14 protein-coding genes and 1 pseudogene are annotated in these 17004 nt (G+C 71.5%); 4 read left to right on the top strand and 11 right to left on the bottom strand.

All coding sequences use genetic code 11. The features are described from left to right. Positions 1-5 precede the first annotated feature (5 nt). Positions 6-797, top strand: a complete 792-nt coding sequence (locus ACH45E_RS19235) for an ABC transporter ATP-binding protein (RefSeq protein ID WP_361442805.1) — start codon at positions 6-8, stop codon at positions 795-797. Further along, a complete protein-coding gene (locus ACH45E_RS19230; RefSeq protein ID WP_361442802.1) occupies positions 794-2383 on the top strand; it encodes a transporter in 1590 nt (529 codons plus the stop codon). Before ACH45E_RS19235 ends, ACH45E_RS19230 begins: the two co-directional genes overlap by 4 nt. A 66-nt stretch (positions 2384-2449) precedes the next feature. Here ACH45E_RS19230 and ACH45E_RS19225 read toward each other — a convergent pair whose 3' ends face one another. Further along, positions 2450-3325 carry an alpha/beta hydrolase gene (locus ACH45E_RS19225; RefSeq protein WP_361442799.1) on the bottom strand — a complete coding sequence of 292 codons (876 nt, stop codon included), beginning with the start codon at positions 3323-3325 and terminating at the stop codon, positions 2450-2452. A 477-nt stretch (positions 3326-3802) separates the two neighbouring features. Beyond that, entirely contained in the window at positions 3803-4495 is a 693-nt protein-coding gene (locus ACH45E_RS19220) for a metal-dependent transcriptional regulator (protein WP_361442796.1), read from the bottom strand. A 227-nt stretch (positions 4496-4722) separates the two neighbouring features. On the opposite strand from ACH45E_RS19220, the gene ACH45E_RS19215 reads away from it, so the two are divergent. Beyond that, positions 4723-5478 (top strand): SIS domain-containing protein, encoded by a 756-nt coding sequence (locus ACH45E_RS19215; RefSeq protein WP_361442793.1) that lies wholly within the window; start codon positions 4723-4725, stop codon positions 5476-5478. A gap of 22 nt (positions 5479-5500) precedes the next feature. Here the strand turns inward: ACH45E_RS19215 and ACH45E_RS19210 are convergent, their stop codons facing one another. The 3 genes from ACH45E_RS19210 to pdxH form a co-directional block, all read right to left on the bottom strand. Next, the gene (locus ACH45E_RS19210; protein ID WP_361442790.1) at positions 5501-6913 is read right to left on the bottom strand and encodes a PAS domain-containing protein; all 1413 of its coding nucleotides are present in this window, start codon (positions 6911-6913) and stop codon (positions 5501-5503) included. A 122-nt stretch (positions 6914-7035) separates the two neighbouring features. Beyond that, positions 7036-7869 carry a GNAT family N-acetyltransferase gene (locus ACH45E_RS19205; protein ID WP_361442787.1) on the bottom strand — a complete coding sequence of 278 codons (834 nt, stop codon included), beginning with the start codon at positions 7867-7869 and terminating at the stop codon, positions 7036-7038. Between the two features lie 654 nt (positions 7870-8523). Continuing rightward, complete coding sequence (pdxH, locus tag ACH45E_RS19200; RefSeq protein WP_399041055.1) at positions 8524-9213, bottom strand: pyridoxamine 5'-phosphate oxidase; 690 nt, start codon at positions 9211-9213, stop codon at positions 8524-8526. A 158-nt stretch (positions 9214-9371) separates the two neighbouring features. Here pdxH and ACH45E_RS19195 point away from each other — a divergent pair, with 158 nt between their 5' ends. After that, positions 9372-10472: a citrate synthase 2 gene (locus tag ACH45E_RS19195; protein ID WP_361442784.1), complete on the top strand. Its 1101-nt coding sequence runs from the start codon at positions 9372-9374 to the stop codon at positions 10470-10472. Positions 10473-10503: 31 nt separating this feature from the next. Here the strand turns inward: ACH45E_RS19195 and ACH45E_RS19190 are convergent. From ACH45E_RS19190 to ACH45E_RS19165, 6 genes and pseudogenes are all read right to left on the bottom strand, one after another. Next, positions 10504-10927, bottom strand: a pseudogene (locus ACH45E_RS19190) (isopenicillin N synthase family oxygenase); the annotation flags it as partial. A 27-nt stretch (positions 10928-10954) separates the two neighbouring features. Next, positions 10955-11590 carry a TetR/AcrR family transcriptional regulator gene (locus ACH45E_RS19185; protein ID WP_399041053.1) on the bottom strand — a complete coding sequence of 212 codons (636 nt, stop codon included), beginning with the start codon at positions 11588-11590 and terminating at the stop codon, positions 10955-10957. Next, entirely contained in the window at positions 11578-12312 is a 735-nt protein-coding gene (locus ACH45E_RS19180) for an enoyl-CoA hydratase family protein (protein ID WP_361442778.1), read from the bottom strand. Before ACH45E_RS19180 ends, ACH45E_RS19185 begins: the two co-directional genes overlap by 13 nt. Next, entirely contained in the window at positions 12309-13922 is a 1614-nt protein-coding gene (locus tag ACH45E_RS19175) for a 4-coumarate--CoA ligase family protein (RefSeq protein ID WP_361442774.1), read from the bottom strand. Before ACH45E_RS19175 ends, ACH45E_RS19180 begins: the two co-directional genes overlap by 4 nt. A gap of 37 nt (positions 13923-13959) precedes the next feature. Beyond that, the gene (locus tag ACH45E_RS19170) at positions 13960-15120 is read right to left on the bottom strand and encodes an acyl-CoA dehydrogenase family protein (protein WP_361442771.1); all 1161 of its coding nucleotides are present in this window, start codon (positions 15118-15120) and stop codon (positions 13960-13962) included. Then, positions 15117-16997, bottom strand: coding sequence for a biotin carboxylase N-terminal domain-containing protein (locus ACH45E_RS19165; RefSeq protein WP_361442768.1), 1881 nt, complete (start codon positions 16995-16997; stop codon positions 15117-15119). The genes ACH45E_RS19170 and ACH45E_RS19165 overlap by 4 nt, the downstream gene beginning before the upstream one ends. Between the last annotated feature and the right edge of the window lie 7 nt (positions 16998-17004).

The following is a 17004-nucleotide window of genomic DNA, read 5'->3' as shown; positions in this document are numbered from 1 at the left end:
CTTGCATGGCCGATGATGCAGAGGCAGGTGCGGTCGCCGTCCGTTTGCGGGGGCTGTGGAAGCGGTTCGGGCAGCAGGTCGCCGTGGGCGGGATCGACCTGGAGCTGCCCGCCGGGCAGTTCATCGGGCTGGTCGGGCCCAACGGGGCGGGGAAGACCACCACCCTCTCCATGGTGACCGGGCTGCTGAGACCCGACGAGGGGTCCGTCGAGGTCGTCGGGCACGACGTATGGCGGGACCCGGTGGCCGTGAAGGCCCGGATCGGGGTGCTGCCCGAAGGGCTGCGCCTGTTCGAGCGGCTGTCCGGATGGGAACTGCTCGGGTACGCGGGCCGGTTGCGGGGACTGCCCGGGGCCGAGGTGGACCGGCGGGCGGACCAGCTGCTGGACGTGCTCGACCTGGCGGGGGCCCGGCACAAACTCGTCGTCGACTACTCCACCGGCATGCGCAAGAAGATCGGGCTCGCCGCCGCCCTCCTGCACAACCCGGAAGTCCTCTTCCTCGACGAGCCGTTCGAAGGCGTCGACCCGGTGTCCGCGCAGACCATCCGGGGCGTGCTGGAGCGCTACACCGCCTCCGGCGCCACCGTCGTCTTCTCCTCCCACGTCATGGAGCTCGTCGAGTCGCTGTGCGACTGGGTCGCCGTCATGGCCGCCGGCCGCATCCGGGCGCACGGCACACTGACCGAGGTACGCGGCGAACACCCCACCCTGCAACAGGCGTTCCTCGAACTGGTCGGCGCACAGGGCCGGGACGCCGGATCCGGCCTGGACTGGCTGGGCGGCGGAATCCGATGACCGGCGTCACCTCCACCGTCGTACGGCTGAAACTGTCCCTGCTGCGCGGCGGGCTGCGCCAGTCCGGCGGCCGACGGGCCGCGTTCGTCGCGTCCGCCGTCGTCGCCCTCCTGTTCGGCGCGCTGCAACTGCTCGGCCTGCTCTCCCTGCGCGGCCACGCGCACGCCGACGCCGTCGCCGTCCTCGGCACCGCCGTACTGGGCCTGGGCTGGGCGGTGATGCCGCTGTTCTTCCCCAGCGGCGACGAAACCCTCGACCCGACCCGCCTGGTGCTGCTCCCGCTCAGACCGCGCCCGCTGGTGCGGGCCCTGCTGGCGGCCTCGCTCGTCGGCATCGGGCCCCTGTTCACCGTGCTCGTGCTGACGGGCTGCGCGCTGTCCGTCGCGGACGGAGCGGTGGCGTACGGCGTCACCGTCGTCGCCGTCTGCCTCGCGCTCCTGGTGTGCGTGGCCCTCGCGCGGGCCGTCGCCGCCGCCAACGTCCGCCTGCTGACCAGCCGCAAGGGCCGCGACCTGGCCGTGCTCAGCGGTCTGGTCATCGCCATCGGCACCCAGCTCGTCAACTTCGGGGCCCAGCACCTCGGTTCGGCCGGACTCGGGCGGCTCACACCGGTGGCCGACGTACTGCGCTGGCTCCCGCCCGCGTCGGCGGTGGGCGCGGTACGGTCGGCGAGCGAGGGCTCGTACGGGACCGCGGTCGCCCAACTGCTGCTGAGTGCGGCAGCATTGGCGCTGCTGCTCGCGGTGTGGGCACGCACCCTGACCCGGCTGATGGTCTCGCCCGACGGCTCCACGATCCAGGCCGCCGACACCCGGGCCCGTGAGCGGCGGCCGGCGAGCGGGCCGGCACGCCTGCTGCCCGGCGGCCGTACCGGCGCCGTCATGCGGCGCAGCCTGCACTACGTCTGGCGCGACCCCAAGACGAAGGCCGCCTGGGTGACCTCGCTGGCCATCGGACTGATCGTGCCCGTCTTCAACGCCGCGCAGGGCACCGGATCGATCTACTTCGCCTGCTTCGCCGCCGGAATGCTCGGCATCCAGATGTACAACCAGTTCGGGCAGGACACCTCCGCGTTCTGGCTGGTCGCGCTCATGATCTCCGAGCCCCGGGACGCGTACGTGGAGCTGCGCGGGCGGGCCCTGGCCCTGCTGGTGATCACCCTGCCGTACGCCACGCTCGTGACCGTGCTGACCACCGCGATCCTGGGCGACTGGGCCCGGCTGCCCGAGGTGCTCGGCCTGTCCTTCGCCCTGCTCGGGGCGATGCTGGCGACCGGCGCGTGGACCTCCGCCCGCTTCCCGTACTCCATCCCCCAGGACGGCTACAAGAACGTGGCCCCCGGGCAGACCGGCCTCGCCTGGATCTCCATCTTCGGCGGCATGGTCGGCGCGACCCTGCTGTGCGCCCCCGTCATCGCGACGACGATCTGGCTGAACGTCACCACCAACGGCGACACCTGGACCTGGCTCCTCCTCCCCCTGGGCGCGGCCTACGGTACGACCATCACTTGGGCGGGCCTACATGTGGCGGCGCCCCGCACGGCGGCGAGGCTCCCGGAGATCCTCACGGCGGTGAGCAAAGGCTGACAGCACCTTTTGACGAGGGTGCCCGCACCCGCCAACAAGCAGGACGCGGCAGACGAAATGGCGCCCTCAAACCCCAAGCACCGAATCAAGAAACGGCTCGATAGCCCCCCGCCAAGCCTCCGGCCGGTCATGGTGGACAAGATGCCCCGCATCCGCCACCTCCGCGTACCGCCCCCGCGGCAGTACCCGCACCATCTCCTGCGCCTCCGCCCGCCCCAGCTCCCCGTCGAGCCCGCGCACGACCAACGCGGGGCACTGGACCTGCGCGAGCTCCTCCCAGTGGGCGTCGTACACCCAGGTCTCGCGGGACTTGAGCATCTGCTCGGGCTCGAAGACCGGCCGCCAGCCGTCCGGCGTCTCGTGCATGACCTCCGCGTAGAACGCCCCCCGGCGCGGGTTCGGCCGCTCCACCCAGGGATCGTCCTCGCCGAACCACTTGCGTACGTCGGCGAGCGTGGCGAAGGGGACGGGCCAGGACCCGAACCAGTCGGCCCACTCGCGCTGCGAGGCCGCGCCGAGCGCGGAGGCCCGCATGTCGCAGATGATCAGGCCGCGCACCAGATCGGGGCGCTTGGCGGCGAGCTGCCAGGCGGTCAGCGCGCCCATGGCGTGGCCGATGAGCACGGCGGGCGCGAGCCCGAGCTGCTCGACGGCGGCCTCGGCGTCCTCGGTGTACGCGTCGCGGGTGTAGGCGGCCTGCGGGGGCTTGTCGCTCTGGCCGTGGCCGCGCTGGTCCAGTGCGACGGCGCGATGCCGCTCGGCGAGCCAGCGGGCGGTGGACGCCCAGTGCGAGGCGCGGCCCATCAGGCCGTGCAGTAACAGCACGCCGGGCCGCGTCCGGTCGGAATCCGCGGAGACCGGGTCGCCCTTGGGAGGGTCCGCGAACTCCCAGGCGGCGAGCCTTACGCCGCCCACTCCCGTCACATCGATGCGCCGTGCCATGGGTCTGGCCCCCCTAGCTCCGCTCGGACACCCGCACACTATCGAATAGCTATTCGAAAATTCCGTCTCTGCGGTTAACACCCCTCAATCGAGTGACACCCCTCAAGGAATGATCGCCGCCGCCCAGGGGATCTTCTCAGCGGGGGGCGGACCGCTCGGGGAAACCGGTCCGCGGGGAATGACCCTGAGAGCTCGGGGCTCCGGGTCAGCACAGGGGAGGACGGGCCCCGGCGCCAGACGGCGCCGGGGCCATCCCCATGTCTGCGGCCGCATGCTCCCCGCCCCCCCCTCAGGTCATATGCCTCGCGGCACAGCCTGGCACGCGAAAGGTCCGCGCGCTGCGATTCGGCACAGACGACCCCGACACCACCCGCCGGACCCGCCGCTTCCGGACGGGCCGGCGCGGATCAGCGCGGATCAGCGGACATCAATGCGTGTCAGCGCACATCAGTGCACCTCAGCGCACCGCAGTACACCTCAGCGCTTCGCCACGAACACATGGGAAGCCACATCCGCCTCCAGCTCGGCCGCCTCACCGCCGCTGCCGACCAGCACACCACCAGCCGCCTGCGTCACGCTCACCACCGAACCGGGCTGCACACCCGCCCGGCGCAGCGTGTACATCAGCTGCGCGTCCGTCTGGATGGGCTCGCCGATCCGGCGCACCACTACCGTCTTGCCGTCCGCGCCCGCATCCAGGTCGGCCAGCGACACCATGCCCTCGTCCAGGAACGGATCGGCATGATCCTTCTCGCCCAGCTCCTCCAGTCCCGGGATCGGATTGCCGTACGGCGACTCGGTCGGGTGACGCAGCAGCTCCAGCACGCGACGCTCCACGGCCTCGCTCATCACGTGCTCCCAGCGACACGCCTCCGCGTGCACCTGCTCCCACTCCAGGCCGATCACATCGACCAGCAGACACTCCGCGAGCCGGTGCTTGCGCATCACACGCGTGGCCAGCCGGCGCCCCTCGTCGGTCAGCTCCAGATGCCGGTCACTGGCCACCGAAACCAGACCGTCACGCTCCATCCGCGCCACCGTCTGGCTCACGGTCGGCCCGCTCTGGTCGAGCCGCTCGGCGATCCGGGCGCGCATCGGGACCACGCCTTCCTCCTCGAGCTCGAGGATGGTGCGGAGATACATCTCCGTGGTGTCGATCAGTCCGGACATACGTGCCCCTCGATTGCTTCTGCCGGAAGCTCACCGCTCACCGGCGCGTGCGCTGGCCCTGGACTCAATTCTGACGCATACCACTGACAACCGTGCCGCGCCGCCAAAACCACACCCTGACGAGTACGCGTACGCAAGGCCCGCGCCACGCCACCACGCCGTATTGACAGCACACTGGTCCAGACCGCACGGTGATCCGCGACACAGACGCTGCGAAGGGGCACCGCATGACCGACGGCACGCCGGCCGACCAGTTCTTCGACGCCGCCATCGGCCTGCTGCGCCGGGTCAAGGAAGAGGAGCCCCAGGCCGTCACCGCCGCCGGAAAGCTCATCGCCGACACCGTCGAGGCGGGCGGCCGGCTGTTCGCCTTCGGCGCCGGGCACTCCTCGCTCGCCGCACAGGACGTCGTCTACCGCGCCGGCGGCCTCGCCCTGATGAACCTGCTCGCGGTCCCCGGGGTCGTGGGCGTCGACGTCACCCCCGCGACCCTCGGCTCCGCCCTGGAACGCGTCGACGGCCTCGCCGCCGCCGTCCTGGACACCTCACCCCTCCGCGCCGGCGACACCCTCGTGATCATCTCGCTCTCCGGCCGCAACGCCCTCCCCGTCGAGATGGCGGCGGGCGCCCGTGCCCTCGGCATCAACGTCATCGGCGTGACCTCGGTCGCCTACGCCACCGGGACCGAGTCCCGGCACACCTCCGGGACCTTCCTGAAGGACCACTGCGACATCGTCCTCGACTCCAAGATCGCCGTCGGCGACGCCGAACTCACCCTCGACACCGTCCCCGCGCCCTTCGCCCCCGCCTCCACCGTCGTCACCGCCGCCCTTCTCCAGGCGGTCATGGCCACGGCAGCCGCCACCCTCGCCGACCGGGGCATCGAACCCCCACTGCTGCGCTCCGGCAACGTCGACGGCGGCCTCGAATGGAACAGCCGCGTCATGGAGCAGTACGGAGACCGGATCTTCTACCGGAACTGAGCGCGGTCGCGGCGGGCGGCGCTCACTCCTCGGCCGCCGCCCCCGTCACCCCGGCCAGATCCAGCGCCGCCGCGATCCGCACCGCCACGTCCTCCGCGTACGTCGCGTCCGAGCGCTCGAAACGACTCCGGCCACGCCCTCGCAGGAACGTCACCACACCCAGCGTCCGGCCCCGGCTGCGCAGCACCGCGCACAGCGAATGCACACTCTCCGCGGGCCACTGCCGGGCGAGCGCCCACTCCTGGCTCCGCTCGGCCGGCACCTCACCGGCATCCGCCCGCACGGTCCCGGCCCGCTCCACGCACTGCAGGGCGGGATGCCCCTCCTCGTACCGGACGGGCAACCCGGCCGCACCCGTCAGCAGACTCGGCCCCGGCGCCCCGGAGGGCGTGGCCGCGAGCCGCACCAGCCGCACCCGCGCGGCCCGCTCCGCCTCCGCGGCCGGAGCATCCGCGACCGGCGCACCCGCGACCCGGTCGATCAGCGCATGGTCGGCGAACCCTGCCAGCGCGAAGTCCAGATGGACGGTGGCCGCCTCCGCCGGGTCCTCGCACTCGGCCGCCGCCCGCGCCGCCCGGTGCAGCTGATTGGTACGGAAGCGCAGCAGCGCCGCCTCCTGCTCACCCTGCTTGGCCTCGGTGACGTCCTGGAACATCCAGCTCACCCCGAGCGGCACCGGCTCCTCCGCCAGCGGCGACGCCAGCCGCAGGAACCAGCTCCGCCAGCACCTGCGCCGCTCGCCCTCCGCGGTACGCACGCCCACCCACATCTCGGCGGGCGCCGGTGGCGCACCCTCGGCCAGCACATGCGTGAGCGCGCCCTCCAGCTCCTCCACACCCTGCGAGAGCAACTCCCCGATCGGCCGCCCCAGCACCGACGTACGCCCGATCCCCAGCGCCCGCGCCGCGTGCGCGTTCACCACGGCGGGCCGGAGATCGGCGTCGACCAGCACGACCCCCCACGAGGCGTCCTCGAACAGTGCCTCGCTCAACGCGATGGACCGCTCCAGATCGATCTGCGCGTGCACCTCGCTGAACGCGCAGTACACCCCCGCGGGCTTGCCGTCCGGCCCGCGCACGGCCGCCGACTGGGTCCGCACCAGGACCCGCCCGCCGTCCTTCGTCACCAACGCGAACTCATGCACCTGCCGGCCCGGAGCCCGCATGGCCGACAGCAGCCGCCCCTCGACCTCCTCGGCGTCGGCGGTACGCACCGCCCAGCCCGCGAAGCCCTTGCGCCCCACCGCCTCCGCGGCCGTCCAGCCCAGGATCCGCTCCGCCTCACGGTTCCAGTGCGTGACGACCCCGTCCGCGTCGAAAGCGCACAGGGCGGCGTCCATCCCGTCCAGCAGGGCGGCAAGCAGATCGGATCCGTCCCGCTCGGGCTCGCCGGGCCCCAGCTCATCGGTGGTCCCACTACGCCGGGAAGCACTCACCTGGACCCCCTGCAGGCTGTGTCCGCGGTTACGGCACTACGGTTCGCTCACTCACCTTCATTCAACTCGAACGTGACGCAGCGCACACTCGGTTCCCACAAGATTGAAGGAATCGTTGTAGATCAACCGCTCACTGTGAGAGTGCCCAGCCCGAGGTCGATCCACTCGTCGCTTTCTCCGTCCAGCACATACCGCTCCACCTCGACGAAACCACACTTCTCGGCGAACCTCAGCCCGTCCTCATTGACGGCCAGCACACACGTCTCCACCCCCCGCGCACCCAGCACACGCGCGTGAGCAAACCCGTCCTCGTACAGCGCCCTGCCGTACCCCCGGCCCCGGAACTCGGGCAGCACCCGCGCGATCACCGTGGCCACCCCGTCCTCGTCCCGCGGCGGACGCACGGTGGAGTTCCCGACGAGCACGTCCCCCACATACGCGTTGACCAGCCGATTGCGCGCCAGCCGTGCCCGCGCGTCCTCCAATGACATCGCCGCCGGCGGCACGATCACGTTGTGCACATGCCGCCACTGCTCCAACGCGAGCTCACTGCCCACGGCCTCGATCCGCAGCCCCCGCCGCCGCGCGTACACCTCGATCTCGATCTTCATCCGGGGATCCGACAGCCCGCACACCATCATCGTCGCCGACGGCCGTACCTCCCCGAACGCCCGCCGCAACACCGGCCAGCAAGGCTCGAAGTCCTCCCGCTCGGGCAACAGATACCGCACCCGCACGACATCCCCGAGCCCGGCCCCCGCCTCCGCCAACGCCGCCCCGATGTTCCGCAGACACTGCTCGGCCTGCTCGACGACGTCCTCGGAGATCGTCATCGTCGCGTAGTCGAACCCCGTCGTCCCCGACACATGCACCCAGTCCCCGTCCACCACGGCCCGGGCGTACCCGATCTGCTCCTCGAACACCGAACCGCCGAGTATCGCGCGTCGCTCTGTCATGGGCGGAACGCTAGGAGACGGGCGAGGTCTTAGCAGCAAGATCGGTCATGTGTTCGGCGAATTGGGCGGCTTCGCACTATCGAGCGTCTTAGGCCAGAACAACCCATGCGCGCCGATCTTGGCCAGTAACTTCGGTCACGCACTTCGGAAGGGAGGTCACTCGCTCCCGCTGTGCTTCCTCATTGCCATCCGGCAAATGGGCGGGAACGTGGACCGGGCGCCATCTCCGTACGTGCCAGGGGACAGCACAGCCTCACCACACCAGCGGGCCGATTGAACGTCTCCCATCGGAATCTACGACTCCCTCAGCGAGCCGACGGATACGGGTACAGCAGTCGACCAGAACCAGCGCGCGCGACCGCCCGAAAAAAAGGTTGATCGGTGCCCGGACGGTTCCTAGTGTGTGACTCACGCCGAAAGGAGGTGATCCGGTACATGAGTGAATCCCGGACGCGCGAGGTGGCTGCGGGCTAGCGGCCCGTCACCACATGAAGTGCGGTGCCGGACCAGCACGTGACAAGCGTGCAGCCGGCCAATCCCAAGCAGTCACCCGACCCGCGAGCTCGCCGGTACGTCCGGCCGGCTCCCCCGCCGTAAGGCGGAGGGACCTGAGCTCGCGGGTCGCCTGCATTTCGGGCCCCAGGGGTTAGGGGCTCAAGGACTCAACCGCTCTACCCGCCAGCCCCCCTCCGGCTCGGCCACGTACCGCAAACGGTCGTGCAGGCGGTTCGCCCGGCCCTGCCAGAACTCGACCGACTGCGGGGCGACGCGGAAGCCGCCCCAGTTCGGCGGGATGGGGACCTGCTCGCCCTCGGGGTAGCGGGCGCTGAGCTCGGCGTAGGAGGCGTCCAGTTCGGCGCGGGAGCCGATCACCGAGGACTGGGCGCTGGCCCAGGCGCCGAGCTGGGAGCCGTGCGGGCGGGTGCGGAAGTAGGCGGCCGTCTCGTCGCGGCCGGTACGGCGGGCGGTGCCGGTGACGATGACCTGGCGGGCGATCGGATGCCAGGGGAAGAGCAGCGAGACGTGCGGGTTCTCCGCGAGGTCGCGGGCCTTGCCGGAGTCGTAGTTGGTGAAGAAGACGAAGCCGTGGGCGTCGTACTGCTTCATCAGGACCGTACGGGAACTGGGCCGGCCGGCGGCGTCCGCGGTGGAGACGACCATGGCGTTCGGCTCGTGCAGCGTGCCCTGGAGGGTCGCCTGCGCCGCGTCCTCGAACCAGTGGGTGAACTGGTCCATCGGGTGCGGGGCCAGCTCGTGCTCGTCGAGACCCTCCGCCCGGTACTGCTTGCGCATCGCGGCGGGGTCGCGGAAAGTGTCACGGTCGGTCACGTCGCGGTCGGTCACCCGGTCATCTTGCCGTATCCACCTACCGTGTTGTGTGGCACTCAGTGCCGTACGGTCTCCCCATTGGTGGCACTCACCGATATCGTGCGAGTGGGACCGTGGAACCGTGACGGCTCATGCGCCGCAGACCTCACGCACACCTCACAAGGAGCCGCCTGATGTCCGACTTCGTACCCGGGCTCGAAGGAGTCATCGCGTTCGAGACGGAGATCGCCGAACCGGACAAGGAAGGCGGCGCCCTGCGGTACCGGGGCGTCGACATCGAGGACCTGGTCGGCCACGTCTCGTTCGGGAACGTCTGGGGGCTGCTCGTCGACGGCGCCTTCAACCCCGGCCTGCCGCCCGCCGAGCCCTTCCCCATCCCCGTGCACTCCGGCGACATCCGCGTCGACGTGCAGTCCGCGCTGGCCATGCTCGCCCCCGTCTGGGGCCTCAAACCGCTCCTCGACATCGACGAGCAGCAGGCCCGCGACGACCTCGCCCGCGCCGCCGTGATGGCCCTGTCGTACGTCGCCCAGTCCGCGCGCGGCCAGGGGCTGCCCATGGTGCCGCAGCGGGAGATCGACAAGGCGCACTCCGTCGTCGAGCGGTTCATGATCCGCTGGCGGGGCGAGCCGGACCCCAAGCACGTCGCCGCCGTCGACGCCTACTGGACCTCCGCCGCCGAGCACGGCATGAACGCCTCCACCTTCACCGCCCGCGTCATCGCCTCCACCGGCGCCGACGTGGCCGCCGCCCTCTCCGGCGCGGTGGGCGCCATGTCCGGGCCGCTGCACGGCGGCGCGCCCTCCCGGGTGCTGCACATGATCGAGGAGATCGAACGGACCGGGGACGCCGAGGCCTACGTCCGGCACGCCCTGGACCGGGGCGAGCGGCTGATGGGCTTCGGGCACCGGGTGTACCGGGCCGAGGACCCACGCGCGCGTGTGCTGCGCCGTACCGCCCGCGAGCTGGGCGCGCCCCGTTTCGAGATCGCAGAAGCGCTGGAGAAGGCGGCCCTGGAGGAGCTGCACAACCGGCGTCCGGACCGTGTGCTGGCCACGAACGTGGAGTTCTGGGCGGCGATCATCCTGGACTTCGCCGAGGTCCCGGCGCACATGTTCACGTCGATGTTCACCTGTGCCCGTACGGCCGGCTGGTCGGCGCACATCCTCGAGCAGAAGCGCACGGGACGGCTCGTGCGCCCCTCCGCCCGCTATGTGGGCCCGGGCTCGCGCGGCCCCCAGGAGATCGAGGGCTACGGGGCCATCGCGCGCTGAGGCCGGCCCGGCCGGCTTCATGGTGGTGTCGCGCGGGGCTGAGCAGCTCCGCGTGATGCCGTTCGGCGGCCGGCGGGTGGGTGGGCGCGGAGCTTGCCCTTCAGCTCCTTGTAGCCGTACTCGGCGAACGGCGGGTTGGCCGGGTCGTCGGTGACGCCGGGCGCGCTGGAGGCGTGCGGGAAGGGCAGCGGCTCCACGCGCGCGTCCAGGCTTCGGGTTGTAGAAGAACGGCACCGAGAACCGCTCGGTCGCGCGGGGCGGGCTGACGACGCGGTGGTTGGTGGCGATCAGGCAGCCGTTGGTGGCGACCCCTGCAACAGCAGGGTCAGGAAGCCGTAGTCCTTATGCGCGCCGACACTCTGGTCGATGCAGCCGCCCGCGCTGCCCGGGTAGCGCACGAGCTTGAGGTGCGGGTGTGCCCGTTCGCCGAAGACCGGGTCGTAGAAGTCCGCAGGTTGCTATGCGGACAGGGTACTGCGGGGTCAGCCCAGTGCCTCGTCCAGTACCTTCGCCCACTGCCCCACCACCCGCTCCCGCCGCCCCCCGTCGTCGGTGAGGAGGTTGGCGAGGCCCAGGCCGCGGGCCATGTCGAGGAGGCCCTGGACGGTTTCCCGGGTGCCCGGGCGGGATTCGTCGGCGCCCAGGAGGTCCACGGCGATGCGGTGGGTCTCGCGGCCGACGTGGGCTTCGAGTTCCGTGACGCGGGGGCGGAGCTGGTCCTCGTCACAGGCGGCGACCCAGAGGTGGAGGGCGGCGCGGAAGAGGGGGCCGGTGTAGAGGTCGACGAGGGCGGAGACGACGGCGCGGCGGTCGGTGGCGCCTTCGGGGAAGAGGGCGCGCAGGGCGGTGGAGCGTTCCTCGGCGACGTATTCGACGGCGGCGGTGAAGAGGTCCTCGCGGGTGCGGAAGTGGTGCTGGGCGGCGCCGCGGGAGACTCCGGCGCGTTCGGCGACGACGGAGACCGTGGAGCCCGCCCAGCCGTGTTCGGCTAGGCAGGCCACGGCGGCCTGGAGGAGCCGCTGGCGGGTGGCCCGGCTGCGGTCCTGTTTGGGGACGCGTTCGACGGTGCGTTCGGATTGCGTTCCGGTGTGTTGTTCGTCTGTGCTCACAGAGCCCATGAGGGATCCCGTCGTTCCAGGAAGGCTGTCATCCCCTCGCGGGCCTGCGGGGAGGAGAACAGCCGGGCCGAGAGCGCGGTGAGGTCGGCCGCGTCCCGGTCGAAGGCTTCCAGCACCCTAGCTGTGAGCAGCTGTTTCGTCTCGGCGAGGCCTTGCGGGGAGGAGCGGCGCAGGCCGTCCAGGACGGGTTCCAGTACGGCGTCGACGTCGTCGCCGGCCGCGGTGAGCAGGCCGGTCCGTACGGCTTCCGTGGCGTCGAAGCGTTCGCCGGTGAGGTAGTGGCGGGCCAGGGCGCGCGGGTCCGTGCGGGGCAGGACGGTGAGGGAGATGGCGGCGGGGGCGACTCCGATGCGTACTTCGGTGAAGGCGAAGTCGGAGTGGGTGGACGCGGCGGCGATGTCGCAGGCGGCGAGCAGGCCGAGGCCGCCGGCGCGGACGTGTCCGGCGATCCGGGCCACGACGGGTTTGGGCAGTTCGACGATCTGCCGGAGCAGGGTGACCAGGGCGTCGGGGTGGGGAGGGTCGCGCAGGTCGGCGCCGGCGCAGAAGGTGGTGCCGGTGTGGGTGAGGACGACGGCGCGTACGCCGGTGTCCTTGGCGCAGTCGGTGAGGGCGTCGGCGAGTTCGCCGACGAGGGCGGCGGACAGGGTGTTGCGGGTGTCCGGCGAGTCGAGGCTGAGTGTCTCGATGCCACGCGCGCGCGTGCGTGCGATCAGCGTCATGCTTCCTCCGTGAGTTCCCTGAGGTCCTGGGGTTCCCGGGGTGCCGGGAGTTCCCGCAGTCGGCGGCGGAGGATCTTGCCCGAGGCGGCCCGGGGGACTCCTTCGATGAAGGTGACGCGGCGGACGCGTTTGTAGGGGGCGACGCGTTCGGCGACGTACATCGTGACCTCGCCCTCGGAGAGGTCGGGTGCGGTGGGCTGGCGGACGACGTAGGCGTGCGGGATTTCGTTGCCCTCGTCGTTGTAGGCGCCGACGACGGCCGCGTCCGCGATCCCGGGGTGGGTGAGGAGGAGGGCTTCGAGTTCGGCCGGGGCGACCTGGAAGCCCTTGTACTTGATGAGTTCCTTCACGCGGTCGACGACGAACAGCCAGCCGCCTTCGTCGACGTGTCCGACGTCGCCGGTGTGCAGCCAGCCGTCGCGGTCGATCATCGCGGCGGTGGCGTCGGGCCGCCTGAGGTAGCCCTTCATGATCTGGGGTCCGCGGATGAGGATCTCGCCGGGTTCGCCGGTGCCGAGGTCCTTGTCGGGGTCGTCGAGGGACACGATCCGCATCTCGGTGCCGGCGATGAGCCTGCCGACGGTGCCGGGGGGCGCGTCCCGCATGGCGTCCAGGGGGACGACGTGGGTGCCCGGGGAGAGTTCCGTCATGCCGTAGGCCTGGCCGACCGGTGGCAGGCCCAGGCGCTGTGAGCAGGCGGCGGCGAGGGCCGCGTCCAGGGGTGCGGCGGCGCTGATGATGTACTTCAGCGACGACAGGTCGTAGCGGGCGACGGCCGGATGTTTGGCGAGGGCGAGCACGATCGGCGGGGCCACGTACAGGCCGGTGATGCGGTGGGTCTGGATGGCCGCGAGGAAGCTCTCCAGTTCGAAGCGGGGCAGGACGACGACGGTGGCGCCCTGGCGCAGGGGTGCGTTCATCAGGGCGGTCAGGCCGTAGATGTGGAAGAAGGGCAGTACGGCGAGGATGCGGTCGCCGGGTCCGGCGGGGACGGCGGGTTCGAGCTGGGCGAGGTTGGTGGCGATCTGCCGGTGGGTGAGCATCACGCCCTTGGGGATGCCGGTGGTGCCGGAGGAGTAGGGCAGGGCGGCGATGTCCTCGCCCGGGTCGATGCCGACGGCCGGTTCGGGGGCGGTCGTGGCGAGCATGTCGATGAGGGAGCGGTGTCCGCTCGCGGTGTCGCAGACGAATATCTCCGCTATGCCCCCGGCGAGTTCGGCGGCCCGGCGGGCGGTCTCCAGCAGGGGTGAGACGGTGATGATCCAGCGGGCGGCGGAGTCCCGCAGCTGTTTGGCGAACTCCTCGGCCGTGGCGAGCGGGTGCACGGTGGTGACGGTGGCACCCGCGCGCGTGGCGGCGTAGAAGGCGGTCGGGAAGGCGATGGTGTTGGGGCTGTGCAGGGCGAGGATGTCGCCCTTGCGTACCCCGGCGTCGGCGAGGGCGGCGGCGAGGCGCCGGTGGAAGCGGTCGACTTGTTCGTAGGTGAGGGTGGTGCCGTCGGTGCCGTCGATGAGGGCGGGCAGGCCGCCGAATTCGGCGGCGCGGCCCAGGACGGCTTCGTGGATGGGGAGTTCGACGGCCGGTGTGTCTGCGTACTCGCTGCGGAACATGGTTCCTCCTCGCGCCGAGCCAAGCCGGTACGACTGGTCAGTACGACTTGGGCAGGCCCAGGGTCTGGTGGGAGACGTAGTTGAGAATCATCTCCCGGCTCACCGGGGCAATACGAGCCACGCGTGCGGCAGTTATCAGGGAGGCGAGACCGAATTCCCGGGTGAGGCCGTTCCCGCCGAGGGTGTGGACGGACTGGTCGACGGCCTTCACGCAGGCCTCGCCGGCCGCGTACTTGGCCATGTTGGCGGCCTCGCCGGCGCCGGCGTCGTCCCCGGTGTCGTAGAGGTGGGCGGCCTTCTGCGTCATCAGGCGGGCCAGTTCCAGGTCGATGTGGGCCTGGGCGAGGGGGTGGGCGATGGCCTGGTGGGAGCCGATGGGGGCTTTCCAGACGGTGCGGTCGCGGGCGTACTCGACGGCGCGGGCGAGCGCGTAGCGGCCCATGCCGATCGCGAACGCCGCCGTCATGATCCGTTCGGGGTTGAGTCCGGCGAACAGTTGGAGCAGCCCGGCGTCCTCGTCGCCGACGAGTGCTTCGGCGGGCAGCCGTACGTCGTCCAGGACCAGCTCGAACTGCTTCTCGGCGGCGGCCAGTTCCATGTCGATGGGCCGGCGGGTGAAGCCTTCGGCGTCGCGCGGGACGATGAACAGGCAGGGCTTGAGGCGTCCGGTACGGGCGTCTTCGGTGCGGCCGACGATCAGGACGGCGTCCGCCCGGTCGACGCCGGAGATGAACACCTTGCGGCCGGTGAGGAGCCAGTCGGTGCCGTCGCGGCGGGCGGTGGTGGTGATGCGGTGGGAGTTGGATCCGGCGTCGGGTTCGGTGATGCCGAAGGCCATGAGCCGGGTGCCGTCGGCGAGTCCGGGGAGCCAGGTGCGTTTCTGTTCCTCGGTGCCGAAGCGGGCGATGACGTTTCCGCAGATGGCCGGGGAGACGACGAGCATGAGGAGGGGGCAGCCGGCGGCGCCGAGTTCCTCGAGGACGAGGGAGAGTTCGGTGATGCCGCCGCCTCCGCCGCCGTACTCCTCGGGGAGGTTCACGCCGAGGTAGCCGAGCCCCGCGGCCTCCGACCAGAGTTCGTCGGGGTGGCCGCCCTCGGCGACGACGCGGGTGATGTAGTCACGGCCGTAGCGCTTGCCGAGGGCGGCGACGGCGGCCCGCAGGGCGCCCTGCTCCTTGGTTTCCAGGGTGGTACTCAACTGTCCTGAACCTCCTGTGCGACCTGTGCGACCTCTGCGACTTGTACGACGGCGAGCAGCGCGCCGACCTCCACCTGTTGTCCGGGCGCGGCGTGCAGGGCCGTGAGCGTGCCCGTGGCCGGTGCCGCGATGCGGTGCTGCATCTTCATCGCCTCCAGCCAGATCAGCGGGTCTCCGGCCGTCACGGCGGCCCCCTCGGTGAGTCCTTCGGCGACGCGGACGACCGTGCCGGGCATGGGAGCGAGGAGGGAGCCGGGGGCGTGGTGGGCGGTGGGGTCGGGGAAACGGGGCAGGGCGGTGAGGGCGGTGGCGCCCACGTGGACCTGGTCGCCGCTGTGCCGGGCCACCTCGAACTTCCTTCGCACGCCGTCCACTTCGAGTACGACGAGACACGCGTCGGCGTGCACGACCCGGACCCCGTCCGCGGTCAGGCCGTCCCGTGTGTGCCGGTAGCGGACCTCGTGCTCCTCGCCCGCCATCAGGTAGCGCTTGGTCTGCGGCTGCGAGGGAAGGTTGCGCCAGCCGCCGAAGCGGGAGCGGCCGTGGGCGTCGGCGAGGGCGGCGGCCAGGGGGGCGTACGGGTCGGGGACGGGCGGGGTGAGGGCGCCGAGGTGGCGGTCGTAGAAGCCGGTGTCCATGCGGCCCGTGGTGAACTCCTCGTGCCGCAGGGAGCGGGCGAGGAGGTCGCGGTTGGTGACCGGGCCGTGGATCGCCGCCCTGTCCAGTGCTCCGGTGAGGGCGCGGATCGCCTCCGCGCGCGTGGGGGCGTGGGCGACGAGCTTGGCGAGCATCGGGTCGTAGTGGACGCCGATCGTGTCGCCGTCGGTGTAACCGGTGTCGAGGCGGACGCCCTCGGGTACGGCGAGGCGGTGCAGGGTGCCGGTCTGCGGGGCCCAGTCGCGGGCGGGGTCCTCGGCATAGAGGCGGGCCTCGACGGCGTGGCCGCGCGCGGGGGGCGGCTCGGCCTCCAGGGCGTGGCCCTCGGCGACGCGGATCTGCAGGGCGACGAGGTCGAGGCCGAACACGGCCTCGGTGACGGGGTGCTCGACCTGGAGGCGGGTGTTCATCTCCAGGAAGTGGGCCTTGCCGTCGGCGACCAGGAACTCGACGGTTCCGGCTCCTGCGTAGGAGACGGAGCGGGCGGCGCGCACCGCCATCTCGTACAGCTCGTCGGTGAGTCTGGAATGCAAACCCGGTGCGGGAGCCTCCTCGATCACCTTCTGGTGGCGGCGCTGGAGGGAGCAGTCACGCGTGCCGAGCGTCCATACCGTGCCGTGCGTGTCGGCGAGAATCTGCACCTCGACGTGCCGCCCGTGCTCCACGTACGGCTCGACGAAGACCTCGCCGTCCCCGAAGGCGCTCGCCGCCTCCGCGCGCGCGGCGGCCAGTTCGGCGTCCAGGTCGGCGAGCCGCCGCACGACCCGCATCCCGCGTCCGCCGCCGCCCGCCGCGGCCTTGACCAGCACCGGAAGGTCGGCCTCGGTGACCTCGCCCAGGGGTGCGAGGCCCATGAGTTCCTTGGCGCGTGTCTTGGACGCCATCGCCTCGATGGCCTGCGGCGGCGGCCCGATCCACACCAGGCCCGCGTCCAGGACGGCACGCGCGAAGTCGGCGTTCTCGGAGAGGAAGCCGTACCCCGGGTGCACGGCGTCGGCGCCGGCCGCGACGGCGGCCTTCACGATCAGGTCGCCGCGCAGATACGTCTCGGCGGGCGCCGCGCCCGGCAGCCGTACGGCCGTGTCGGCCACGCGCGCGTGGAGGGCGTTCTCGTCGGGGTCCGAGTACACGGCGACCGTCCGGATTCCCCACTCACGGCAGGTGCGGAACACACGGCAGGCGATCTCGCCACGGTTGGCGACGAGCACAGAAGTGATCACTTGTGGT

The organism is Streptomyces sp. NPDC020299 (assembly GCF_044387825.1).
GTDB lineage: Bacteria > Actinomycetota > Actinomycetes > Streptomycetales > Streptomycetaceae > Streptomyces.
This window is presented reverse-complemented; position numbering and strand designations above follow the sequence as displayed.